This window comes from Mesorhizobium monacense, from assembly GCF_056781675.1.
This window is the reverse complement of the sequence record NZ_CM165567.1, coordinates 6,189,953-6,213,624: the sequence shown is the minus strand read 5'-3', so window position 1 is coordinate 6,213,624 and position 23,672 is coordinate 6,189,953. Positions and strand designations below refer to the sequence as shown.

Sequence of the window (23,672 nt, the reverse complement as noted above, 5' to 3'; positions counted from 1 at the left end):
GGGCGAGGCCGTTTTGCGAAGGATTGCGCCGACGCCGGCTTTTGCCGAGGCGCGGGACGCGGTAGCACTGTGAGCGAAGATCGATTTCGGCTTTCGGGGGCAGAACGCCGGGCTGGGGAATGCTGGCATGAAGCTTGTGACCTACAACATCCAGTACGGCATCGGGCTCGACGGCCGCTACGATGTCGGCCGCATTGCCGACGCCGTGCGCGGCGCCGACGTGATCGCGCTGCAGGAGGTTACCCGCAACAACCCCAGGAACGGCAACCACGACATGGTGGCCGAGCTCGGCGACGCGCTCCCCGACTACTTTGCCGCCTATGGCAGCAATTTCGAGGTCAATGTCGGCTCGCGCCTGGAAGCCGGCCGCGCCATCACCACGACGTTCCAGCTCGGCAACATGGTGCTGTCGAAAACGCCCATTCATCTGTCGCGCAATCTCCTGTTGCCGCGCAGCCGCAGCCTGGAAGCGATGAACTTCCAGCGCGGCGCGCTGGAGGCGCTGATCGAGACGCCGCTCGGCTTCATCCGCTTCTATTCCACCCATCTCGACCATCGCAGCCCGGTCGAACGCCAGAGCCAGATCCGCTTCCTGCGCCAGCGCCTGCTGAACTATGCGCTTGAGGGCGGCGGACTGTCCGGCATTCCCGAGATCGGTCTGCCCGACCTGCCCTACCCGGAAGCCTTCATCGTCATGGGCGACTTCAACATGCTGACCGGATCGCCCGAATATGTCGAACTGGTCGGCCGCCCGGATCATGAGTTCGGCATGCCGCTGACAGCCGATCTCGCCATCGACGCCGCCCAGCGCCTCGACACGCCCGATCTCGTCACCTGGGTCGACCCCAAACGACCCGACGATGCGAGCCGCCACAAACGCATCGACTATGTCTTCACCTCAGCCTCGCTCGCCGGAGCGCTGAAGCGCCTGTGGGTCGACCGCCAGGCGGTCGGCTCGGACCATCTGCCGGTCTGGCTCGAGACGGCTTGACCTCGAGCCTGGTCCCAACCTTTGCGCCGTGGTGTGTCGAGATTCAAAGTCAGGCCGCGCCGAGAATGGTGGCTTCCGAGAACCGGAGCGGAGCGTACTAAAGTACGTGAGCACCGGAAGCGCAGGAAACCGCCATTCGCAGGCCGGCCTCACCTGAATATCGACACACCTAGAAGTGCACCCAGTTCCTGAGGCTGGTCCAGGTCTTGCGGTCGAGCCGATAGCGCTCGACCGGCACCTGGCCGGCGACGATCGAGTTCAGCATGCCCTGGCCGGCATACTGGAACCCGCATTTGTGGATGACCCGGCGCGAGGCCGGATTGATGACCCGCGTCGAGGCTTGCAGCACCTGAACCGTGGTTCTCTGGAAGGCGAGGTCGACCAGCGCGTGCGCGGCCTCGGTCGCATAGCCGCGCTTCCAGTGGGGTTCGCCGATCCAGTAGCCGAGCTCCAGCCCGCGATCGGTGGTGTTGAGCCCGGCGCAACCGACGAAAGTGTCGGTTCCCGCCAGCGTCAGCGCATAGACGATGCCGGCGCGGCGCGATGCCGTCATGGCGAGGAAGGCGCGGGCCTCGGCCTCGCCATAGGGGTGCGGCATGCGGGCCAGCATTTCAGCGATATGGCGGTTGTCGGCGAGCGCCACCAATTGCCCGATATCGCTGTCACGCGGGCGCCGCATGACCAGCCGCTCGGTGGCCAGGACCGGGCAATCTATCGCGTAACTTTCGTCGTCCGTGTCGTCCGCTTCGGCAACCATGTCAAAGTCCTCCAGGCGCAAGAAAAAAGGGGAGATGGAAACCCATCTCCCCTGATCCTTTTCCTGGCCTGGCCAGACACCGGTTCCCGAGATGGGCGCCGGTGTTGTGGTGCGGAACCGGCTACTCCGCTGCTTTGGAAATCGGGTTCACCGATACGTAGGTTCGGCCGTTGGCTTTCTTGTTGAAGGTGACTGCGCCAGCTTCCAGCGCAAACAGGGTGTGGTCCGTGCCCATGCCGACATTGACGCCGGGATGCCACGAGGTGCCGCGTTGACGAATGATGATGTTGCCCGGAATCACGGCTTCGCCGCCGAACTTCTTCACGCCGAGACGCTTGGAATGCGAGTCGCGACCATTGCGCGACGAACCGCCAGCTTTCTTGTGTGCCATCTAACTAACTCCGATGCGCCCTGGGGGCGCTTGAATGGTCTTATGAACGCGTTCGCGTTCCGTTTCAAGTCCGATCCGGCGATCGTTTCGCCGGTTCGCCTTACTTCTTCGCCAGCTCCTTGGCCTGCTCGCGCCAGTCCTTGATCTGGTCGGCGCTGAACGGCATGTGCTCGTCGATCTTGGCCACATCCTTGTCGGTCAGCTTGGCGAGCTGCGCGAAGGTGATGATGCCCTGCTCGGCGAGGTCCTTGGCGGCGACCGGGCCGATGCCCTTGATCACGGTCAGGTCGTCCGGCTCACCCTTCGGCGCCTTGAACAGCGGCGCCGCGGCGGCGGTCTCGGCCTTGGCTTCTTCCTTCGGAGCAGCCTCTACCTTGGCTTCCTTCTTGGCTTTGGCTTCCTTCGGAGCAGCCTCTACCTTGGCTTCCTTCTTGGCCTTGGCTTCCTTCGGCGCGGCCTCGGCCTTCGCCTCGACGGCAGCCTCTGCCTTGGCTTCCGGCTTGGCGGCGGCCTTCTTCGCCGGCTTGGCGCCACCCAGCAGGATCTCGGCGATCCGGACGGTGGTCAAAAGCTGGCGGTGGCCGATCTTGCGGCGCGAATTCTGCCGGCGGCGCTTCTTGAAAGCGATGACCGTGCGGTTCTTGCCCTGCTCGACGACTTCAGCGGTGACCATGGCGCCGTCGACGAACGGCGCGCCGAACGTGACGTTCTCGCCTTCGCCATGCGCCAGTACATTGCCGATCTCGACGATATCACCGACCTGGGCTTCGAGTTTCTCGATCTTCAGGAGATCGTTGGCGGCAACGCGATACTGCTTGCCGCCCGTTTTGATGACTGCGAACATTTTTTGCCTTTCGCTGTTCGGTCGGCCTTGATGAACCGCTTCAGGCGGTTCGGCCGTCTTTTTGTCAGTCTGCGGGTTCAAAAAACAAGCGGCGCGGAAGAACCCTCCACGCCGATTGCGCGCTGTCCCTAACCGAAGGTTGGGCTGAAGTCAAGGCAAACGGCTGTATCTCTGACGCGCCCGGCAAACCATCATCGGTCGCCACGATATTGCTGCCGGCAAGGTGACGAGGACACCCGTGAAACATCTTGCCCCGAACGGTTCGCGCCATAGCGATCCCGCAGCGGTTCGCAGAAGCCGGAAATCAGGCAGATAGGGCCTTGTAACCTGCCCGCCCAGCCGTTATCTAGTGCGCCGCGCCGGCAACGGCGGACCATGACCGCGGAGAGGTGGCAGAGTGGTCGAATGCACCGCACTCGAAATGCGGCATGCTCGCAAGGGCATCGGGGGTTCGAATCCCTCCCTCTCCGCCATAGATTTCCTATAAGATTTTGTTTCTATTATAGTTTCCGGATTACCTTCGGATCTACTTGCACCTTTCCTTGCACCTTCGGCGCGCGCTAGATGCTGGTTTCGAGCCTCAATCCGCAACGCCTTGCCGCAGGTCAGGTGGTCGTACAGGAGACCGTATTTCCAATTGGGACACAGACTGTCCGGCGCGGCTTCATGCCCTCAAAATCCTGCTCCCCCCGAACAAGTTCCTGTGCAAGGAGGGACTTTGCTTCTGCATTGCTCAGCGATCCCGCTCGCACCCTCTCGTCGAGCAAATTCCCATAGGCGATGTACCGCATGCCCGGCGAGTTGTTCATCATCCCCGCTTCATTCGCAGCAATCCTCCCCCGAATGCAGTCCCACATCGCCGTGTAGTTTGGATTTGCCGCGTCACAGCTACTTTGTGCATATCCTCGCGCAAGACGTTTTCGGCAAGACTAGTCGCCTTCGCGTCCTCGCCCGCGCGCTCCTGCATTCAACGGGGAAATCCTTCCCGATCTCTCCCTTTTCGGCCAGCAGATTGAGCGCCGCGCGGCGTCGCCCCAAGGCCCCATCCCGTCTCCGTGCTGCTCTCATCAGTGGCTAACAAAACCTGTGGCAAAAGGCATACGGCGAAAAAGGTCATCCATCATTCTTGACCACGGTCAACGCGCCCCGCCAGTAGTCTCATGAGCGCTGAGGGAAAAGGCCCGGTCACGGAAAAATGGCAGGCAACGCTGCCCGCCATCTCCGACTTCGCCAAACCGGCAGCGTTTACTGGTGGCCAACCATCGTGCAGAAGTCGCCATGCTTCTGGGCAGTGGCTATGTCGCCGCATTCCTGCGTTATCGCGGCGCGATCCTCGTCTTTCGCCGCCGTCCACGCGGCCTTGAAGTCGGCTTCCGACTTTAAGGTCTTCATGTCGGCAGCGGTGTAGAAGGGCGCCATTTTCGTCGGCTCGTCGAGGGCGCCGCCGTGCTCGGCAAGTGCGGCGCCGGTCATCATCGAAAGCGCCATCGCGCCCGTGCAAAGCATCTTGAGACTCATGGTCATTTCTCCTGGTTGCTTTTAGGTTCGTCCAACCACCGATCCATGCAGGAACGCGTCACCTTGGCCGATTGCTTTACTTTAGGGGACGTAACTAACTGTATCCTACAGATAGAATTTGCAGGCGGGACCAAGACAGTCAGTCTTGATGGCGGTCAGTTCGATGTCCGCGAGATCTTTGAGGCCTCAATCTGCAAGGCGTGTACGATCTTGTGCGGACTACGATCCGGTCCGGTACGCATCCCCTGCTTACTTCAGGATAGTCACATCTTGATCCTCCTGAGCGACGGCTCCTGATCGATTGTGTTGATTTAGTCGGCGTTGATCGACTGGCTGTGCCGTGATTCCATCCACCTGTTGATTCCGGAGGGAATGGGACGATGATGGGATTGCAGGTGGCATCTGCGCAGTTGTTCTACGATTTCTGTCTCGATGATCATGTCCCTGATGACCACCTCCCTCGAAGGATCGACCAGTTCCTCGCTCTGGAGAGCGTATGCTCGGAGCCTGAGCGAAGGCTTGGTGGGCGGCGAAGGGTTTGGGGTGGACGCCAGCTTGATCGCGGCCGATGCCAACAAACAGCGCTCCATTCCGGGCGACGAGTGGCGCGGCGCCGATCTTGGCGCTGGGGCCGGTCGAGCGGTGCGAGAGTATCTCGCAACCCTGGATGACGCCGCATTCGGGGCGGCCAGTGAGGTCACGCCGAAGTTCATCTCACCCTCCGATCCGGCGGCGCAGTGGACCGGAGCGCACAAGGGTCATGCCTTGCTACAAGACGCCGCGCACAGGCATCACCAGTGCGGGCACGCGGCTTTACCGCGCCAGCCAGCACGACTGCAAAGTCTGCAAGCTGAAGCCGCAGTGCTGTCCGAACATGCCCTTCCGTAAGATCCCCGAGATCTGAATGAGGATGCCCGCGATGTCGCCAGGGCAATTGCCGAGACGCCGGAATATGAGCGGTCCCGCCATCGACGGAAGAAGGTCGAGATGCTGTTCGCGCATCTGAAACGCATTTTGCGGCTTGGGCGTCTGCGACTGCGCGGTCCCTCAGGCGCGCGCGACGAATTCCTCCTCGCCGCTACCGCCCAGAATCTCAGGAGATTGGCAAAGCTCCGACCACCGGCCGTGCCGATGATCGCTGCCTTGGCGCCATGCGGCCGACATCGGCCGGCGACGAATGCGTCTTCAGGACCTCCTGTGCCATGCTGTCGATTTGCCGGCCGCCGCGTCAGCAGCCGCGCCCGCTGTCAACTGATCGACAAGGCCTTGCGCAATGATTTCGCAGACAAAGACATCCACGCCGCGCGCGAGTTCGATGAGGTTCTTCGAGTATCCGGTGTCGCCCGATAACACGATCGAGCGTTCCGCGGTGTCGATACGGTAGGACAGCGAGCGGTACGGCACCATCGCCTTGACACTCTCGGAGAAGTGGGTGTTTTCGATGGCTGTCACCGCGACTCTTTCATCCTTCAACACCTTCGTCGGCGTGGCAGTTGCGGCGACGTCGTGGCCAAAGAACATTCCCTGGGGCGTTGTTCTGCCTTCGCCCGCCTTGCGAATCTCGGCGGTGGCGCGGAGGAACGAGAGCGCGCCTTTCACGAGCGCCGCCGTGCCGTCTCCGCCCACGTTTGTCGGTGTCGCTTTGCCGCCCGTCCATTGCTCCGTCAGCAGCGCCACGATGTCGGACGTGTGGTCGTCGTGCAGGTGCGATAGGAACAGCGTGCTGATTGGCTGAAGGCCGACGCCCGATGCCATGAGCGCGCGCATCGTTCCGTACCCGCAGTCGAAGAGATACGGCACGCTATCGACCACCGCGGCGCTCGCGGTTTGGCCGCGCGCGAGGTCGACGCCAGATGCGCCGCGCGTGCCGAGCAGCAGGAGATGCGTGCCGGCCGGCGGCGGTCCGCCGGCCGCAACAGTCTGGGTAAGAGCGCGACCCTGGAGGCCTGTGCCGAGCGGCCAGGTGGAGGAGCCAAGCCAGATCGTACAAGCGGATATCGTCTGACATGACCCGTAGGGAGATCCAGCTCCCGGTGGCGATATCGCGCAATAGCCTTGGTTGGCTCGGGAAGACGTTGCGGGTTCTTTGGGGACCGCCTGCCACAAGCGTGTCAATCCTCGGCCATGGGCAGATACAGCTTCGCCAGCAACAGTCCGCCTACGTAACTTACATACTGATACTGGCACCATCAAAAAGACTATGCGCAGTCTAGCGCATAGGGAATGGCGCTATGGCAGCAAACAGCGAACCTCCTGGCAGGGAGAAGGCATATTCGGCGGCAGTGCGACGCTTTCCGCATGCCGAATTTGCGATCCGCAAATTGATGGGCCGTAGCGAGGCATTCCGCGACATCTGCGAGGAACTTTTAGAAGCCGAAATTGCTCTGTCGAATGTACCCGGCACGCCGCCTGAACTTCACGAAGCCAGAAGGGCCGAGTGGGAGGAGTTGGTGGATCGGCTGGTCGCTGAAGTCGGAGCTGCTCTACTGGAGGCTGAAGCATCCCAAAATCGGTCGCCGCGATGATGGCGGCAGGCAGGAACTAGCCAAGAACTTTCGAACCCTATCGCCTCAAACTTTACGGTGTCGAAGCTTGTAGGCGAGCCGATTAGTTGACGGGGGCGTATACATTTGTGCCGGATTGGAGGAACGACTGCGTGTCGTTGCGACCAGCATCTCCACCTTGCTGGAGGAAGGGGAGGTATCGGCCACGGGCAGCAGCACATTCGTCGCACCCCCACAGCAGGCCAACCAACGCCGACGCCAACAAAACGGTGCTGATACGCCTGACTTTGGACAGGCTCCCGAAACAGTTCCCCAAACTCTCCTCCCGTTTCGAAGTCGTCCCAAAGCGTCCTCGGATCGCGAAGCCGCCCTGCAACCGGGAGCGAGAACGATCAGCACTGTACTGCTAGCGCGAACTTCGCGATGCGATTGCTCGGACACGCGGACATGATCATTTGAACCCCCGGCTCAGATCCGATCAGAACCGAAATCTGGCGCCGATGATTGGCCCCTGCATTGCTATGTCAAACACAAATCCGTCGTCGTCGTAGTCAACGGCAAGATAGCGATAGCCCGCTTCCAGCGTGACCGAATCACTGTACCGGTATTGAAGGGTGCCCTGCACTTGCCAATCGATGTCGGCGCCGACACCGAAGCCACCGACATCCGCCTCGCCGTGGAGCCCGAATCCGTTGCCGAGAGCAACATTGCCGGCCACACCAATCAGGGGATCGACCCAGGTCTTGCTGCCGCTGGCCTCATTCGTGGCGAGAGGGCCGGTAACGGTCAAATCCGTATCCAGGTACCAGAGCCGGCCGCCGGCCAGAACGTCCAAGGTCGCGGTGCCAGTGTCGACGACCCGATAGGAGCCTCCGAAGGTCCACACCACCGTCTTCATGTTCGCTTCGGCCGAAAGACCCAACGGGCCGGCTGACGTGCCATCAGCCTCAAGTCCCAGGTAGATGAAATCTGTAAAAAGAGCGTAGCGGCCATTGCGCGCCTCACCGGCAAGCATGACCGGCGGGGGAGACCAGTCAATGTGGTCGAAAATCTGGCTGAAATCGACATTGATATCCGCTGGCGACAGGCCCCTGACGCCGACCCTGCCCTTCATACCTGCCATCCAGAAATAGGGCTCTGCGGTGAAGGTCCAGACTGGCGCGGGCGCGGCTTCAGGAAGTTGCGTCGCAGCGTCCGCGGCGATCGCCGGCACCGCAACCAGCGCTGCCGCTGTTCCCGCCGAGGCCAGCACGAGAGCTCGGATGATTCCCATGTCGAAGTCCCCTCTAATTCCGTCTTTTACTTCATGTCCGATGCGATCGTCTTGCGTCCACAGTGACAAACATGCATGTACTCGCGCTGCTCAGCTAATAAATATCGGATTCCGTTCGTTTTTCATATGGATCATCGTACCCCCAACTGTTCAAAAGGCGGCGCAAGCCTACTTGTTCCTGCAGCTTCCAAAGCCAATAAGTGAGTTATCTGCCGTCGACAGCGAGAGTGAAGCTGCGTCGCTGTTGTCGTGGATTGTCAGCTGCCAGCCGAATGCGCCATCGATGCCATGAATGATCATCTGATCCGCCGACTTGGCAGCGCTGTCAAACTTGTCGATCCTTGCGTAACCTTCCTCGTCGACAGACCCGACCGTGCTGTTTTCGAAGTCCACAGTCACTTTCAACGGCAGGGTCATGCCTTCAATTTTCTCGTCAGCCACGCAGGGTTTGCCGGCCGGACAGGAATTCATCGACTTGAAGTCGCAGTGGAGCGTCGGGATTGGCGGCGCGGCGTCGGCAGGTGGCGCTGTCGAGGTCTGGGCGAAGGCGCTGCCTATCGGAACGATGACGCCGACCAGCAGAACGAGTCTCAAAGCTTGCTTCATGGTACTCTCCTATCTGATATCTGATGCATTCAGCGGCAGTAATAGGGGACGGGCGCGATCAGCGGGCAGGTCGCGTAAGGTGGGTAGACGGGATAGCGGGAATACGCTGGCACCGGGTATACGTAACGTGGCGGGTAATAGAGCGGCCCAGCGATCGCAGCACCAGCAATTGCCCCTGCAGCGAAGGCGCGCCCGCCGCAGGCAAAACAACCGCCCGCGCGAAACCAAGCCTGTGATGGGGACACGAAAGCAGTGGCAATTGACAGGGCAGCAAATACGACTGCACCAGTTCGCTTCATTTTCCTTGGCATCGTTCTCTCCTAGGTTTCATTTCTTTGGAAACAGCAGTGTAATTCCCGTGCGGAAGCCGAAACCGTCTGGTCCGCTGTCTGGGCTCACAGCCCAGTAGCGCAAACCGGCGAATAGGCTGATCGGATGCTTGTCGATGACGACCAGCTTTGCGACCTGGAAGTTGATCGGCACCGACCATTGATGCGCCTCCCAATTGTAGGTGCTCTCGGTATTGAGCGTGAAGGTCCAGGCGTCCTTCGTCGTGTAGGAGACGAAAGGTTGCAGGAAGGTGGAGTTGATGTCGCTGCGGTCGCTGTCGCCCGCAAATGACCAGATATGGTTGGCCAGCATGCCAACCGTCCATCCGTCCTTTTGCGTCAGCACGACGGCTGTCGGACCAGCTCCCCATTTCTGCCCGCCAAGCAGCTCGTCGGTCGCGGTGGGCAACAGGAACACCGGGCCGACACCCCAGATGATCCCGCTTGCGGTGGGCTTCGACGGCGAGAAGAACAGGCTTTGCGTTATGTCGCCGAGCCCGAACTGATCGCCTGATGGTCCTGCAATGTCGTGCTGCCAGGCGACCGGTGCGATGGTGCGCGATATCAGGTTCCAGTCGTCGTTGAGCGAGAACGGGATGACCGGCTGGATATTGACGTAGGCCTTCTCGCCGTCGTTCGGGCCGTAGCCGCTGTCGTAGTTGAACTGGAACGGCACGCTGATCAGCGAGGCGATCGGGTTGGACAGCTTCTTGGCGAGATCCTGGGTGCTGTCCTCGGCCCAGGCGGCTGTGCCGACGAGCAGAGCCGGGAGCAGGGTCGCCATAATTTGTAAGCGCCGATTGTCAGACAGAAATTCCAAGTTAGCCTCCGTTCAGTTCTGCCACTCTCTGTCGCTTACCGTGGCGGCCAGGGATTGAAACGCGATTTCCAGGGAGCGTCCGTGTCCAGCACGGCTCCGACTTACCCAACCAACCGGTCCACCGGTTCCTGCCATTCTGCTCGTCTAGACTCGCGCACTGCCGGCGGAACCTTTTCAATCCTTGAGAGTGCGAGCTCCGCTTCAGCAAGTTCCTCGCACATATCCTGAAAGCCCTCACTTCGGTCCATCAGCCGATGGATCGCCAATTCAAATTGCGGGAACCGACGCACCGCCGCCGAGACCGCTCTTTGTCTATCAGCCGGTTCGTCGTCCATCCTCATGGCGCAAATTCGTATTTTCCCGAAACCACCGTAGCCTATCGCATGGAGGCGGCTGCGGAAAGTAAGTTACGTGGGCGACAGGGTAATTTCTGAACATCCATAGCGAGCTCGGTCGGCACCAAGCCTATAAAATCGCGAATTCAAACTGCGCTGCCCGTGAGGCCGCCTAACTATTGATCCGTCGTCATCCGCCGCTGCATTGCACAAGTCGTCGCCGTCATCCCAATGTTATCCGTTCAGACTACTAGGAGGATTGCAAGAATTGGCTCGCGCATATAAATTACGCAGCGACGGGTAACCGGCGAAAAAAGAAATATAACTGGGAGTAGTCACCCCAGAACGTCAGGTGAGGGAACCAAGGTGATCCGGGCGGAACCAGCCGGAGGGAGGGAGCATACGCTCACCCCAGAGGATTGTCGCGCCCAGCTTACCCTGATCCTCAATAGTACAGACTTCGAGGCCACCGGTCGCGAGCACCGCTTCCTCAGCCATGTAGTTGAGGAAGCATTGTCGGGACATGGCGATCGCATCAAGGCCTATTCGATCGCAGTCGAAGTGTTCGGCCGCAGTGAGTTGTTCGACCCGCAGACGGATCCGATCGTCCGCATTGAGGCTGGTCACCTTCGGCGCGCGCTCGAGCGTTACTATTTGACGGCCGGACACTCCGACCCAATTCTCATCACGATCCCAAAGGGCGGTTACGTTCCAACGTTCTCGGAGCGATCGCAACCGCCGCTGGCGCAGCCGACAGCGCCGGTTGTTTCTCCAACTGTCGCGGAAGCTCCGGTTCGCCGGACGGCATCGCGGCTGTTGCTTCCGGCCATCCTTGTGGCCTTTCTCGCCGCCGGGGCATCTGTACTGGCGTGGTGGTGGCCCTCTGCCAGGCCAGGCGCGCCGGAAACACCCCGCGTGCTTGTCGAGCCTTTTGAGAATCTAACCGGCACCCGCGCTGCAGCAGCGATCGCGAGCGGATTGAAGCAGGAAGTTGTCAGCCACCTTTCCAAGTTCAAGGACATTGTGGTCATGGAGTCGGCCGCAAAGGGGGAAGATCCGTCGATCTCTCCGCCGCGATTTGTCCTGGCCGGAAGCATCAACCTGGCGGCCGATGCCTTCCAGCTCCGAGTCAGGTTGATCAGCAAGGCCGACGCCTCGGTTCTGTGGGCGAACAGCTATGATGGCGGACTGAAGGTCGCTGATCTCGTAAAGGCCCAGGCCGATATTGCCAGCAAGGTGGCGACCAGCCTGGCCCAGACCTATGGTGTCATTTTCCAGGCAGACGCCAATCTCCACGTCGACAATCCGCCCGATGATTGGGCCGCCTACTCTTGCACGCTTTCTTTCTATGCATACCGGGTCGACGTCGATCCAGAAACCCGTTCTTCGGTACGCGCTTGCCTTGAGAAAGCCGTGGCCCGCTTCCCCACCTACGCCACCGCCTGGGGTCTTCTTTCGCTGGTCTACACGGATGACTATCGATTCAAGTTTCCTGCCGACCCCGCCTCGTCGGCAGCAGCGCTCGAGCGCGCCTTGGTCGCGGCAAGGCGCGCTACGGAAATTGACCCTGTCAACATCCGGGGACGCCAGGGAGAAATGCTTGCGCTCTACTTCCACAAGGAGATCGATGCGGCTTTGAAAGTGGGCAAGCAGACTTTGACCATCAACCCGAACGACACCGAGTTCATGGGCGAATATGGAGAGCGCCTGGCGGTCTCCGGAAATTGGCATGATGGATGCCCGTTGATTGCGGATGCGCGCCAACGCAATCCAGGTTCTTCAGCCTACTACGAGTCGGATCTGGCCCTTTGCGCCTATTTCAGCGGCGACTATCCATTGGCAGCTATGTGGATCAAGAAATCGCCGGCTCCGTCGAATGCGATCTACCATGTAATTGCCGCTGCCGTTTTCGGCGAAGGAGGATACAAAATCGAGGCTGATCGCGAGCGTGCCTGGCTGGACAAAAATCAACCGGATTTGATGAAGAACATGCGCCAGGTGGTTTCGGACGGGTTGGCCCGTTCGCAAGACGTCGAGTTCGTCCTCGGCTCGCTGAGGAAAGCCGGCTTCGCCATCGCGGACTGACTTTTCGCGTCTTATTCTCCCTCGGTCGAATCCCCGGCACTACCCGCTGCGCCGCTGCAGTGTCCGGGCTTGATGCGGCTGACGGCCGCACAATTCGCCAGGGTCACTTACACCTTACCCCACGTAAGTTACGTTCCGGCTCCCGACACCTGCGCTTAGTCTGTGAGGTCGACGGATAGCAAGTCGGCAGTATCTCCGCCGCAATATCCAAGCTGACGGACCCTAACAAGGCCTTTTCACTGAAGCGGGGCTGGCGCTTCGATGACCGATACGCAACCAAACTCCAATCGCAGACAGGAGGCAGAGCCTGATGCAGCCGGCTCGCACTCCCGATTGCGTTGGCCGCACTGTGACTACCGGCCAAATCCTCACGAGAGTGCTTCCTTAATGCAATCGAACTCGCATTCATTAGGCTAGAAAGACAACTCGATGGACGACGGGTCAGCTCCGAAGCCGGTTTTGGAAATTGTTTTCGGCACGTTGATAATGATTGTCATTATTTTCGTGCACGGCGCGGGAATTCGGACAATCAATCAGCGCTTCAGCGAATCGTGGGTTCATGTGAATGACACCACGGCATATTGGCGCCTCAACCTGTTGCTCGCCATCACGATAGCGTCTCTGGCAGCCTTGCATTTCGCCGAAACGCTCCTCTGGGCCATCCCTGTATCTTTGGCCGGATTAATCCCTTCAATGCGTGACAGCTACTACTACGTCTTGGAGAGCTATACGACGCTCGGCGAGGGCAGCATTAGTTTGCCTGATCGATGGCGTCTGGTCGGACCAATCATCGCAATGTCGGGCTTGTTCACCTTCGGTTGGACGGGGAGCGTGCTGGTAAACATCATGACCGAATTCGGCAAACTCGACAGAGTGAGAGCCAGGGAAATGAGGGATGGCGGGCCTTCTGAAGGGGCTGACCCCGAACCATGACTACAGGTCAGCGGGTCATGGGCGGCAGCGCCGCCCTCTCCGTGATCGGCAGCGTGGGAATTGGCGAAGTGCTGCCGTGCCACCGCAGCCCGGCAGCGAATAGAGGATGGAATTGCCCATGCGGCGTCGAACCAAAATACGGACTGCCACCACCGTCGGACTTGGTCTGGCGATCGTCTATTTGCTCATCGCCTATTTCGTCGTGCCGGAAATCTGGGTGTTTCGAGATGCCTCACGCGTGTCGGACTTTGGCAGCATGCTCACGCATACGGAGCAGGATATACCGGGCGATCCGATCAACATCGGGCTCGTCGGAACAAAAGAAGAGGTCATTCGCGCATTCGTGGCAGCCGACTGGGACCCTGCCGACCCCATCACGCTCCGTTCTTCCATCGATATCGGTCTCAGCGTCGTGCTCCACCGACCCGATCTGGATGCGCCTGTCAGCGCTTTGCTTTTTGAGGGGAGGAAGCAAGACCTGGCTTTCGAAAAACCGGTCGGAGACAGCGCGGACCAGCGCAATCATGTCCGTTTCTGGCTGACCAAGAAATTGGGCAGCGATAGCCGTCCGCTTTGGCTGGGTTCGGCCAGTTTCGATCGCGGCGTCGGACTTAGCCATGACACCGGCCAAATCACCCACCACATAGGCCCCGATGTCGACGCGGAACGCGATCTGGTCATCAGCGACCTGATGGCAGCCGGACAGCTTTCCTCCAGCTACGAGATCCCCGGCATCGGTGCCACCAAAGACGGCCGCAACGGCGGTGGTGATCCGTATTACACGGACGGGACGGCTCTCGTTGGTATGCTGAAAGGACGTTCGCCCATTTAGCCCGCCAGAGCGGAAGCGGAGTCCGCGTTTGGTCGACGCCAAGCTGTTTTCGTTCAAGCCTCCGGCCAACGCGAAAAAGCTGGAACGGATGACAAGAACCGTGACGGCGTCTGCAAAGCTGATCGTTTGCGCTCGACTGATCCCGGTCATGGCTAGGGTGACCAGGAGGATCATCGCCCCAAAAATTCCAAGCCTGTGTGTCCTCTTGTTGATGATCCTTTTCGCGGTTTGATGGTTGTGCATCGCGGACGGGTCGATCTGCCCCGAACAGTCGACCTTGACGTGCGGCCCCTTCGCTCAATGCTATCAATTTACCATCGCAATCGGGGCCGGCCTCCACGTGCCTTCGCCTGCCGGCAGGATCGACGGCGTTTCAGTCTTCGGCCAGTACAGTCGCATCACCATGTAGATAGGTCCGTCCGGCGCCGGCAGCCAATTGGCATCCTTGGCCGGGCCGGGCGACTCCTTCTGAATGTAGAGCGTCAGCGAGCCATCCGGATTTGTCTCCATCCGCGGTAGCATCGGCGAGTTGATAAGATACCGGTCGATGGGGTTCTTGATCAGCAGCTGCGTCTTGCCGTCATACATCGTCAGCGACCAGAAGGCGTTCGCCGGCGGGAGTTGGCCCTTGGGGAAAGTCAAAGTGTAGTCGTGCTTGCTTCCGTCGAGGGTGTTGCCATCGCCGTCGGTCCGCGTCAGCGGATACATCGCCTCGACCGCGTCATTGCCATAGATTCCCACCTGCGCCGCCGTGGCTCGCGCCAGCCAGTCGCCATTGTAGTGGGCGCTGTCGCCCGGCAGGGAGCTGACCTTCCAGCCGTTTATATCTTTGCCGACATGCGCCGCAGCCTCATCGACCTTCCGCTGTCCCTCCTTCATGCCGAGAGCGATCTCGAGCTTGTGCTCGATGGAGAGGTCCTTGAAGTTGAAGGTCTTGCCAGGTCCGACGCCGATGCGGGCGAGTTTGGCCCGGATGTTTGCCTCGTTTGAAACCGGCGGGGCGAACTGCAGGGCGAAATCGAGATACTCGAGGAAGTTCGTCTTCACGAGCTCCTTGTCGATCTTCGGAAACTCGATGGCTGGCGCGGCCGCCGGCGCCGGCTGCTTCAGGAAGGCCGAAAGCGTCTGCACCTTGTAGCCGGCCTGGACTTTCTTGACTCCTTCGAGGTCGTCAGGGTTGAAGAGCTGGGTGCGATATATCGCCAGCGAGAGATCGGTGCCCGACCGAAACACTCTCTTGATCCCGGCAGGCGTCGCGCCATTCCAGGTCGGCGCGACAATCATGTAGTCGCCTGCCTCGCTTCCCGTGGCGCGGGTACCGATATAGCCGAAGTTGTAAGTGTTTCCGTCACAGAGCTGGATGGAGTAGTACCGCTTCGGATCAACCGCAGGGACCGAGAGAACCATCGGTTCCGCCCGCAGGTCCATCCACATCAACGAATAGGGTGTGTCGCTGTTCGGTGTTACTACCGCTGTGTCCTTGTACGTGAACACGTTGGACTCGTTCTTGAGCTCGTTGAAAGGGGCCTTGAACTGGCCGGAGTTTCGGTCGACCGCGTATTCGTACATGATGCCGTAGTTCATCACGATGGGCAGGCCGAAGATGAATCCCTCCTCGGCAATGGCCTTGGCCTCCAGGATGCCGGGGGGATCTCCGGACATAGCCGGAAGGGCCGTTGCCGCCAAAAGAAGGCCCGCTGCTGCGAGAGCGGAAAGTCTGAGCCGGGTCATCTCGGAAGTTCTCCTTGTCGATGCGCTATCGGTCAACGGGGCTTGGCTTGTCGTACTACGGTTCGCCTTCGCGCTAGCTAAAAGATCGGCCGTCTTGATCTTTCGACGAATTGCTCTGCCGCAAAGCAGTTCCAACGTCGGCGACCAATCTGTCCACCAGCTCTTGCCACTCGGCCCTCCTGGCTTCCTGTAGCTCGGCAGTGGTGTTCGGAACGTCGGCCAGTGCCTGCTCGGCATCCACGAGTTCCTCGCACATGTCACAGAACGCCTCGCTTCGGCTCATCAGTCTGCGGATCGCTAACTCGGCGTGCGGAAACCGGCGTGTTGCCGCCGAAAATGCCTGCTGTTGGATAGTCTGGGTCCGCTTCGCTGCCATGAAACAGAATAGGTTCGGGATGCAGGTGCCGCCAGAAGCCATGGTGTAACTTACATGGGTTTACATAGTTGCCTGGACCGTAGGGACGATCCCGAAATCGACACTTCCTTCTTCCGGTCCGGGCCGTTGCTACACGGCGCGCATGAACGGAGCGCCATCAAGCCATCGCAACTTGCATTGCGAAGCGTCGGCTGCCCGTCTACACTATTAGTTAAGCCGCCGCTCCAAAACGAACTTGGGCAGTCGCAGACATGCGAGGGCCCGTGACGCACGCGATCTCACCCGTAAACGGGGGCGCAGTTCTCCCCGTCGACGCTTGTCGCGCTCAGCTCGCTCGTATCCTCAGCAGCTCCGACTTCGAGGCGACCGATCGCGAGCACCGCTTTCTTGATTATGTGGTCGAAGAAACGCTCTCCGGGCGCAGCGAAAGGATAAAAGCCTACTCGATCGCCATCGGCAGGGGCATATCCTTCGATCATCAAGCAGATCCGATCGTCCGTGTCGAAGCCGGCCATCTGCGTCGCTCTCTTGAACGCTACTACTTCACGGCGGGAAGATCCGATCCAATCCTGATCACGATTCCAAAGGGCGGTTATGTCCCGACATTCTTGCAAAGGCCGGACACCGAATCTGGGCAAGCGGTGGCTACACAGGTGAACGCAACCGCCGAACCCGCCAAGCTCTCTCGTTGGCGGAGGCTGCGCCGGCCAATGGTGGTGCTTTCCGCGGTTGTTATGGCTTTAGGCATTCTGACTTTCGGTATACTGGCATTGGAGTCAGAGAAAAAGAACGTCCGCCCAGCCAAACCGGACACCCCCCGCCTGTTAGTCTCTAACTTAGAAGATCTGTCTGGAACGGAAGCATCGTCGGCGCTTGTGATTGGGCTCACGCAGGAGGTTGTAGGCCAGCTTTCAAGGTTCAGGGATATCGTGGTCGTGGAGTCCAGCCCGGCGGCGTCCAACTCCTCAGCCCGGCGCCCGCGGTTTGTTCTTGCCGGAAGTGTCAACCTCACCCCCGACGACTTTCGGCTCAGGCTCAAGCTCACAAGCAACGCCGATGGCTCGGTTATCTGGGCCTAAAGCTATGATGGAGGAATGAAAGTCGCGGACCTTCTGAAGGCTCAAGCCGGTTGACGCAGAATCTTCGGCGCGAGGCGTTTGAACGTTTTGCACAACCCGAAGACGCCGAAGTCTTTCTGGCCTCGCTGAGAAAAGCTGGCTTGGACGTTCAGGACTGAACCCGGCAACGGGCGACACTTCCGCGTAGTTTACAGTTATTTACCTCCCGCCCTTTTGCGCGATGCCGTAACGGTAGCCAAATTGGTGCCGACTACGCCTTCTGGTCGGTGCCCCACAACGGCTGATTGGTGAGGATCATATGGAGCGCAACCCTTGACCTCCTACCCAGAGGCGACGACGTTCGCCGATGGGAAGAAACGACATGACAACAGAACTGAGTTTTGTGCTGGCCGCCTTCGCACTCGCAACCGCGGCGGATCGGTCAGGCCGTGCCAACTACCATCATCGGAAGCGTAAGAGGCTCGTCATGAAATCTCGCATACTGCTGCTATCCTCATTTCTGATCTCAACCGGATTCTGCATTACCGCGGTCCAGGCGCAGGAGGTCACTGGTGAGCTGGGTTCGCCCAGCGCCACTTCGACGATCGACGGCCAGTCGCTGCCGGCCGCGCCGCCGCAATTCGGCGGCACCATCAACCTCGACGCCAAGGATTCGAAGGCTTGGTGGCCCCCGAAGACGGTGCCGCCGAAGGGTGCGCCGAACGTGCTCCTCATCATCACCGACGATGCAGGCTACGGCGTCTCTGGCACCTTTGGCGGCGTCATCCCGACGCCTGCGCTCGACTCGATCGCGGCGGCTGGCATTCGTTACACCCAGTTCAACTCGACCGCGCTCTGCTCGCCGACACGCGCGGCGCTGATAACCGGGCGTAACCACCATTCGTCTGGCTTCGGGGTGATTGCCGAGCAAGCCACCGGCTTCCCGGGATACGATTCGATCATCGGTCCGGACAACGCCACGATTGGAAACATCCTGAAGAACCACGGCTACGCCACCTCGTGGTTCGGCAAGAACCACAATACCCCCACCTACGACTATGCGACCTCTGGCCCGTTCGATCAGTGGCCCTCGGGGATGGGCTTTGACTATTTCTACGGCTTCATGGGTGGCGAGAGCGACCAGTGGACGCCGTGGCTGTTCCGGGACCATACACAGATCTTTCCGTGGAACGACAAGCCCGGCTACAACCTGATCACTGACATGGCCGACGACGCCATCAACTACCTTCGGCAGATCGATGCTGCGGCGCCGGAGAAGCCCTTCTTCCTCTACTACGCCCCGGGCGCCACGCATGCGCCGCACCATCCGACGGAGGAGTGGATCAAGAAGTTCGAAGGCAAGTTCGACATGGGCTGGAATGCGATGCGCGACGAGATCTTCGCCAACCAGAAACGCCTCGGAGTGATACCGCAGGACACCCAACTCACCCCCTGGCCTGACGACTTGCCGGAATGGGATACGCTGTCGGCGGATGAAAAGAAGATGTTCGCGCGGCAGGCCGAGGTTTTCGCTGCCTACGTGGCCTACTCGGACCACGAGATAGGCCGGGTCATCGATGAGGTCCGCAATCAGGGTAAGCTCGACAATACGCTGGTCATCTACATTGAGGGCGACAACGGCACCAGCGCCGAGGGCTCGACCATCGGCACCGCTTTCGACCTGGCAGCGATCCAGGGCATCAATATGCCCGTCGCCGACCAGCTGAAATACTACGACGTCTGGGGCTCGGACGTCACCACCCCGCATATGTCGGTCGCCTGGTCATGGGCCTTCGATACGCCATTCAAGTGGACCAAGCAGATCGCCTCGCACTTCGGCGGCATCCGTCAGGGAATAGCGATGTCCTGGCCTGGCCACATCACCGACGTGGGCGGCGTACGCAGCCAGTTCCACCACGTCATCGACATCGTGCCGACGATCCTGGAGGCCACCGGCATTGAGGCGCCGCAGACGGTGAATGGCATAGCCCAGAAGCCGATCGAAGGTACCAGCATGGCCTACACATGGGCCAAGGGCAGCGCGAATGTCCCGTCGACGCGCACTACCCAGTATTTCGAGATGTTCGGCAACCGCGCGATCTATCATGACGGCTGGATCGCCTCCACAACGCCGGCGGCCGGGCCGTGGCTGCTCGGGCTCGGCAAGCTGCCCAACGTGCTCGACGGCTATAATTGGGAGCTTTACGATCTCACCAAAGACTTCTCGCAGTTCGACGATCTCGCCACCAAGGAGCCAGCCAAGCTGAAGGAGTTGCAGGATCTCTTCCTGGTGGAGGCCGCGAAGTATCAGGTGTTCCCGCTCGACAATAGGGTTGCCACGCGCTTCGGCCAACAGCCGAGCGCCACCGCGGGCCGGGACACGTTCACCTACACCGGCGAATTGTCAGGCCTGCCGCCATCTGCTGCGCCTAGCCTGCTGACCCGATCTTACACGATCACCGCCGAGATTGAGGTCCCGGAGGGCGGCGGCGAAGGCGTGATCAACACGCTCGGCGGCCGGTTCGGCGGTTACGGCCTCTATCTGCTGAAGGGCAAGCCGGTATTCACCTACAATCTGCTGTCGTTGGAGCGGTTCCGCTGGGAAGGCACGGATGCATTGACGCCGGGCAAACACACGATCGTCTTCGACTTCGCTTATGACGGACCCGGCTTCGCCAAGGGCGGCACTGGCATCCTAAGCGTCGATGGGGCCGAGGTCGCCAAGCAGGCGATCCCGCACACCATGCCGTTCATTGCGACGATCGACGAATCCTTCGACGTTGGCATCGACACTCGTTCGCCCATTGACGACAAGGACTACCAGGTGCCGTTCCGCTTCACCGGCACGCTCGACAAGCTGACGGTCAAGGTCGGGCCGCCACAGCTCTAGGCGGCGTCAGGCGCGGGCATCCATTTGTGCGGGTGCCTGCGGACCGCCTGAATACGAGGGTCCTCGCCAGAAGCGCAATTCTTCGAACGATTTGCAAGCAAAGGTCCGGTTGCCGGCCGCAAGCGGTAGTTTGGCCGAACACCGATGAGAGTCCGCAGGTGGCGCTCGCTGCTCGTTCCGGTCGATGAGACCTACGGCAGAAATCTGGAATTGCGCGGGCCATCGCGCCTCGATTGGCTTCACGCGACGTTTTTCGCAGATCGCCAGCGCACGCTGCCGGAGATCGATGCGGCTCTGCTTGCGCTGAGCGTACAGGGCGAAGCGGACGCCGCAGTGCCGCGCGAACAGGTGATCGAAGCCTATCGCTCCTTCATCAACGCGCGAAAGCCGATGGCCGGCTTCGTGGCAATGGAGCTCGCAAATTGGGAAGCGTGGGATGCAACCGCGGACTATGTCGACATCATCAGGTCGAAAGCCGTGAAAGACCCTGCCGGGCAATTTGCGATCCTCAGCTATCTCAAGAGCAGTCCCCTGACCGCCGGCCAGGCGGCATTGTTGCCTGCCGAATGACTCCGATGGGCCACGCAGTCAACCAACAGGTCGGTGCACAAAGCACTTCCAACGGGAACGACGGGTAGCATCATGCCAAGACATGGATTGCGGCAGATCCTTAGCGAGCCGCTGCTGCATTTTTTCGTCGTCGGGGTTCTCCTCTTCGGAGGCTACCGCTTCTTTTTTGCTGAACCGGAACAGGCAGCCGACCCGCAGCGCATAGAATTGACCGCCGACGATATCCGCCAGCTGGCGCTGACGTGGCTTGCGCAAGGGCGGCCGAAGCCAAGCCTGGTTGAAATGCGCAGCCTCGTGGAACAGAAGGTTACGGAGGAGATCCTATTCCGGGAAGCGGTCGCCCTGGGCCTCGATCAGGATGACCAGATCATCAAGCGGCGCCTTGCGCAGAAGATGGATTTCCTGGCGGCCGATCTGGCAGCCCTGGAAGAGCCTACAGACGCCCAATTGGCAGATTGGTATTCGAAGCATTCTGACCGCTTCGCGCTGCCCCCGCATGCCAGCTACCGGCACCTGTATTTCTCTCCGGACAAACGCGGGGAGGGCGCGCGCAACGATGCGGCCGCGGCACTTGCCGTCCTGGCTGGCAAACCGGCGGATGCGCCTGAGGGCAAGGCGCTGGCCGATCCATTCATGCTGCGCAACTACTATGGCGACACCACGCCGGAACAGACTGCGAAAGAGTTCGGTCCGGCTTTTGCGGATGCGCTGTTTGGCCTGAAGCCCGGTTCGTGGCAGGGGCCGCTGCAATCCGGTTATGGCTGGCACATTGTCTGGTTGGGTTCCATCGAGCCCGGCCGCGTTCCGCTTTATGCGGAAGTGAAGCCCGACGTGAAAACGGCGTGGCTGGATGACCGCTATCAAGAGGTGAAGCGCACGGCGCTTCAAGAGATGCGCTCCCGCTACACAGTGGCGGTCGCTCCGCTCGATGCGGTCGATCTGCGCGACCTGAAAAGTCCGGAGTCGGCTGGGGCGACCCTGGACGCTGCATCTCCATGACGGCGCAGCATTTACACAGCGCAGGCCTTCGCCTCGCCACAGCGGTAGCCATGCTGGTACTGGCGTTGGCCGGCACGGCGGGCGCGCATGAGATACGGCCGGCCTACCTACAGATCGATCAGGTCGGAGCAAGCCGTTTCAGCGTTCTGTGGCGGACCCCGCTGCTGTCGGGCATGCGGCTGCCCGTTGTGCTGCAATTCTCCGACGGCGTCGAGAACGTCACCGAACCGACGGACCGCCAACTCCCCGACTCAGTTGTAGAGCGGCGGATCGTTGAGGCCGCCGGCGGCCTGCCGGGCCAGCGGATCGATTTTGTCGGACTTCAAGCGACGATAACGGACGTACTGGTGCGTGTGAAACTGCAGGATGGAACGGTAACCACGACGCTTGTCCGGCCTTCCCAGCCCTGGATCGATATCCAGGCCCGGCAAAGCCCGTTGGAGGTCGTGAAAGTGTTCGTCGTAAGCGGCATCGAACATCTTCTGTTCGGCTTCGACCATCTGCTGTTCGTGGCGGCGCTGATACTGATCGTCCGCCGCTGGGGCATGCTGCTGAAGACGGTGACCGCCTTCACCGTGGCTCATTCGATCACGCTCACCTGCGCCACGTTGGGTTGGGTCAACCTCCCGTCGGCGCCTGTCGAGATAATGATCGCCTTCAGCATTGTTCTCGTCGGTGCGGAGATCATCAGGATGGAGCGCGGCGGAACGAGCGTGGTGATAGAATGGCCGTGGATCGTGGCGTTTTTCTTCGGACTGCTCCACGGTTTCGGCTTCGCAGGCGCGCTTGCCGATTTCGGGCTACCTCAGGGCGACATTCCGCTCGCCCTGTTCTCGTTCAACGTCGGTGTCGAACTCGGGCAACTGATGTTCATTGCGGCGATCCTCTTGGCAGTCAGCGCGCTGCGCAGGATCGTTGACGTGCCGCGAAACGCGATCATCGCATCCGCCTACGTCATCGGCATAGTGGCCGCGTTCTGGACCGTTGAACGTCTGCACTCGACTTTTGCGTGACCGCTCGCGCAGTCCAAACCCACTGAAATTCAACGCGCCCCGTTGCTCCCGCCACGGCGCCGCCTTGCGCTTTGGAAAGCTGGGCGGCAGCCGTTGGCCTGCTTTGGGTCGGATGGGGAGAAGGAAACCGGTTACGCTATCGTTCTTCCCTGCACCACAAGCATTGGCGCGTCCCGCTGGTTTAAATATCTGACTCGCAGAACGCCAGAATCGAGCATCGAAAGACTGGCTGGGGTCGTATCAAGCTGTAGCGCGAACGGCAGGCAAGCGACCCGAGGCAGCGTTCAAAACGAGCGCCCACCAAAGTCACCGTTTATTCTCTATTAGCGTTGTTCGGGCCACTTTCATTGCGATGCCCTCCAGGTATAGACTCGACTGCGTCTTGCCGCATTAAGGCACGACGCGGAAACGGTCCTATTCTTTCCACATCGTCGAGCGGAGAAGGGCCTGCGTGTGCTCTGCCAGGTCGAGCTCACCGCGCGCCTCGATCTTCAAAAGATATCGGGGCCTTGGCCGGCGATCACCTTCCCTGACCGCAGGGTAGGCGCATACAGCCAGCAGCGCCCTTTCCTCGGCCCGGCTGGCTCTGTCGTGGTCGCGGTTACTGCCGTCCATTTCGTGGATCACTTTGCCGAACGCCGCGTACATTGCCCTGTGCGCCTTGATCAGCGCCCGCAGATCGCTGGACGGTTCGCGCCGAGCGAGCGTCGGAGGCGAAGAAGCAGGAAAGCGCAGCCCCGCAAAAGACACGCAAGCCTGCTCCCGTCGTGCGCGCGAAGCCGAGACGTGAACAGCAACGCGAAGCGGCAAAGCCGCG

The 23,672-nt window shown here is 60.4% G+C and carries 21 protein-coding genes, 1 tRNA gene and 1 pseudogene; 13 read left to right on the top strand and 10 right to left on the bottom strand.

Annotated elements, in window-relative coordinates; all coding sequences use genetic code 11:
* Positions 1–127 precede the first annotated feature (127 nt).
* On the top strand, positions 128–991 hold the full coding sequence (locus AC1RUK_RS29830) for an endonuclease/exonuclease/phosphatase family protein (RefSeq protein WP_481837763.1): 864 nt from the start codon (positions 128–130) through the stop codon (positions 989–991).
* A gap of 169 nt (positions 992–1,160) precedes the next feature.
* Here AC1RUK_RS29830 and AC1RUK_RS29825 read toward each other — a convergent pair whose 3' ends face one another.
* The 3 genes from AC1RUK_RS29825 to rplU form a co-directional block, all read right to left on the bottom strand.
* Entirely contained in the window at positions 1,161–1,748 is a 588-nt protein-coding gene (locus AC1RUK_RS29825; RefSeq protein ID WP_436169674.1) for a GNAT family N-acetyltransferase, read from the bottom strand.
* 121 nt (positions 1,749–1,869) lie between these two features.
* Positions 1,870–2,139: a 50S ribosomal protein L27 gene (rpmA, locus tag AC1RUK_RS29820; RefSeq protein ID WP_006206376.1), complete on the bottom strand. Its 270-nt coding sequence runs from the start codon at positions 2,137–2,139 to the stop codon at positions 1,870–1,872.
* A gap of 100 nt (positions 2,140–2,239) precedes the next feature.
* Positions 2,240–2,983, bottom strand: a complete 744-nt coding sequence (rplU, locus tag AC1RUK_RS29815; RefSeq protein ID WP_481837764.1) for a 50S ribosomal protein L21 — start codon at positions 2,981–2,983, stop codon at positions 2,240–2,242.
* A 383-nt stretch (positions 2,984–3,366) separates the two neighbouring features.
* Here rplU and AC1RUK_RS29810 point away from each other — a divergent pair.
* Positions 3,367–3,456, top strand: a tRNA-Ser gene (locus tag AC1RUK_RS29810).
* A gap of 772 nt (positions 3,457–4,228) precedes the next feature.
* Here AC1RUK_RS29810 and AC1RUK_RS29805 read toward each other — a convergent pair.
* Positions 4,229–4,501, bottom strand: a complete 273-nt coding sequence (locus AC1RUK_RS29805; protein ID WP_481837765.1) for a hypothetical protein — start codon at positions 4,499–4,501, stop codon at positions 4,229–4,231.
* Between the two features lie 501 nt (positions 4,502–5,002).
* Here AC1RUK_RS29805 and AC1RUK_RS29800 point away from each other — a divergent pair.
* Positions 5,003–5,635 (top strand): annotated as a pseudogene (locus tag AC1RUK_RS29800) (transposase); the annotation flags it as partial.
* 51 nt (positions 5,636–5,686) lie between these two features.
* Here AC1RUK_RS29800 and AC1RUK_RS29795 read toward each other — a convergent pair.
* Complete coding sequence (locus tag AC1RUK_RS29795) at positions 5,687–6,313, bottom strand: MBL fold metallo-hydrolase (RefSeq protein ID WP_481839360.1); 627 nt, start codon at positions 6,311–6,313, stop codon at positions 5,687–5,689.
* Positions 6,314–6,732: 419 nt separating this feature from the next.
* Between AC1RUK_RS29795 and AC1RUK_RS29790 the strand changes: the two genes are divergently transcribed.
* Complete coding sequence (locus AC1RUK_RS29790) at positions 6,733–7,026, top strand: hypothetical protein (RefSeq protein WP_436169683.1); 294 nt, start codon at positions 6,733–6,735, stop codon at positions 7,024–7,026.
* Between the two features lie 457 nt (positions 7,027–7,483).
* Here AC1RUK_RS29790 and AC1RUK_RS29785 read toward each other — a convergent pair whose 3' ends face one another.
* The 3 genes from AC1RUK_RS29785 to AC1RUK_RS29775 form a co-directional block, all read right to left on the bottom strand.
* Complete coding sequence (locus AC1RUK_RS29785; protein WP_481837766.1) at positions 7,484–8,278, bottom strand: porin family protein; 795 nt, start codon at positions 8,276–8,278, stop codon at positions 7,484–7,486.
* A 168-nt stretch (positions 8,279–8,446) separates the two neighbouring features.
* Positions 8,447–8,884, bottom strand: coding sequence for a hypothetical protein (locus tag AC1RUK_RS29780; RefSeq protein WP_481837767.1), 438 nt, complete (start codon positions 8,882–8,884; stop codon positions 8,447–8,449).
* 327 nt (positions 8,885–9,211) lie between these two features.
* Positions 9,212–9,997 carry a transporter gene (locus AC1RUK_RS29775; RefSeq protein WP_481837768.1) on the bottom strand — a complete coding sequence of 262 codons (786 nt, stop codon included), beginning with the start codon at positions 9,995–9,997 and terminating at the stop codon, positions 9,212–9,214.
* 737 nt (positions 9,998–10,734) lie between these two features.
* On the opposite strand from AC1RUK_RS29775, the gene AC1RUK_RS29770 reads away from it, so the two are divergent.
* The 4 genes from AC1RUK_RS29770 (at position 10,735) to AC1RUK_RS29755 (ending at position 14,450) form a co-directional block, all read left to right on the top strand.
* Positions 10,735–12,453 (top strand): hypothetical protein, encoded by a 1,719-nt coding sequence (locus AC1RUK_RS29770; protein ID WP_481840151.1) that lies wholly within the window; start codon positions 10,735–10,737, stop codon positions 12,451–12,453.
* Positions 12,454–12,882: 429 nt separating this feature from the next.
* The gene (locus AC1RUK_RS29765; RefSeq protein WP_481837770.1) at positions 12,883–13,386 is read left to right on the top strand and encodes an ion channel; all 504 of its coding nucleotides are present in this window, start codon (positions 12,883–12,885) and stop codon (positions 13,384–13,386) included.
* Positions 13,387–13,504: 118 nt separating this feature from the next.
* Positions 13,505–14,218 carry an LssY C-terminal domain-containing protein gene (locus AC1RUK_RS29760; RefSeq protein WP_436169689.1) on the top strand — a complete coding sequence of 238 codons (714 nt, stop codon included), beginning with the start codon at positions 13,505–13,507 and terminating at the stop codon, positions 14,216–14,218.
* A gap of 28 nt (positions 14,219–14,246) precedes the next feature.
* Entirely contained in the window at positions 14,247–14,450 is a 204-nt protein-coding gene (locus tag AC1RUK_RS29755) for a hypothetical protein (RefSeq protein WP_481837771.1), read from the top strand.
* 74 nt (positions 14,451–14,524) lie between these two features.
* Here the strand turns inward: AC1RUK_RS29755 and AC1RUK_RS29750 are convergent, their stop codons facing one another.
* Complete coding sequence (locus tag AC1RUK_RS29750; protein ID WP_481839361.1) at positions 14,525–15,949, bottom strand: DUF1254 domain-containing protein; 1,425 nt, start codon at positions 15,947–15,949, stop codon at positions 14,525–14,527.
* A 639-nt stretch (positions 15,950–16,588) separates the two neighbouring features.
* On the opposite strand from AC1RUK_RS29750, the gene AC1RUK_RS29745 reads away from it, so the two are divergent.
* The 5 genes from AC1RUK_RS29745 (at position 16,589) to AC1RUK_RS29725 (ending at position 22,855) form a co-directional block, all read left to right on the top strand.
* On the top strand, positions 16,589–17,404 hold the full coding sequence (locus tag AC1RUK_RS29745) for a hypothetical protein (RefSeq protein ID WP_481837772.1): 816 nt from the start codon (positions 16,589–16,591) through the stop codon (positions 17,402–17,404).
* 466 nt (positions 17,405–17,870) lie between these two features.
* A complete protein-coding gene (locus AC1RUK_RS29740) occupies positions 17,871–20,273 on the top strand; it encodes an arylsulfatase (protein ID WP_481837773.1) in 2,403 nt (800 codons plus the stop codon).
* A gap of 144 nt (positions 20,274–20,417) precedes the next feature.
* The gene (locus tag AC1RUK_RS29735) at positions 20,418–20,843 is read left to right on the top strand and encodes a hypothetical protein (RefSeq protein ID WP_481837774.1); all 426 of its coding nucleotides are present in this window, start codon (positions 20,418–20,420) and stop codon (positions 20,841–20,843) included.
* A 72-nt stretch (positions 20,844–20,915) separates the two neighbouring features.
* Entirely contained in the window at positions 20,916–21,842 is a 927-nt protein-coding gene (locus tag AC1RUK_RS29730; protein ID WP_436169694.1) for a peptidyl-prolyl cis-trans isomerase, read from the top strand.
* Positions 21,839–22,855, top strand: coding sequence for a HupE/UreJ family protein (locus AC1RUK_RS29725; protein ID WP_481837775.1), 1,017 nt, complete (start codon positions 21,839–21,841; stop codon positions 22,853–22,855). The genes AC1RUK_RS29730 and AC1RUK_RS29725 overlap by 4 nt, the downstream gene beginning before the upstream one ends.
* 414 nt (positions 22,856–23,269) lie before the next feature.
* On the opposite strand, the gene AC1RUK_RS29720 is transcribed toward AC1RUK_RS29725, so the two are convergent.
* Positions 23,270–23,605, bottom strand: a complete 336-nt coding sequence (locus tag AC1RUK_RS29720; protein WP_481837776.1) for an ATP-grasp domain-containing protein — start codon at positions 23,603–23,605, stop codon at positions 23,270–23,272.
* Positions 23,606–23,672 lie beyond the last annotated feature (67 nt).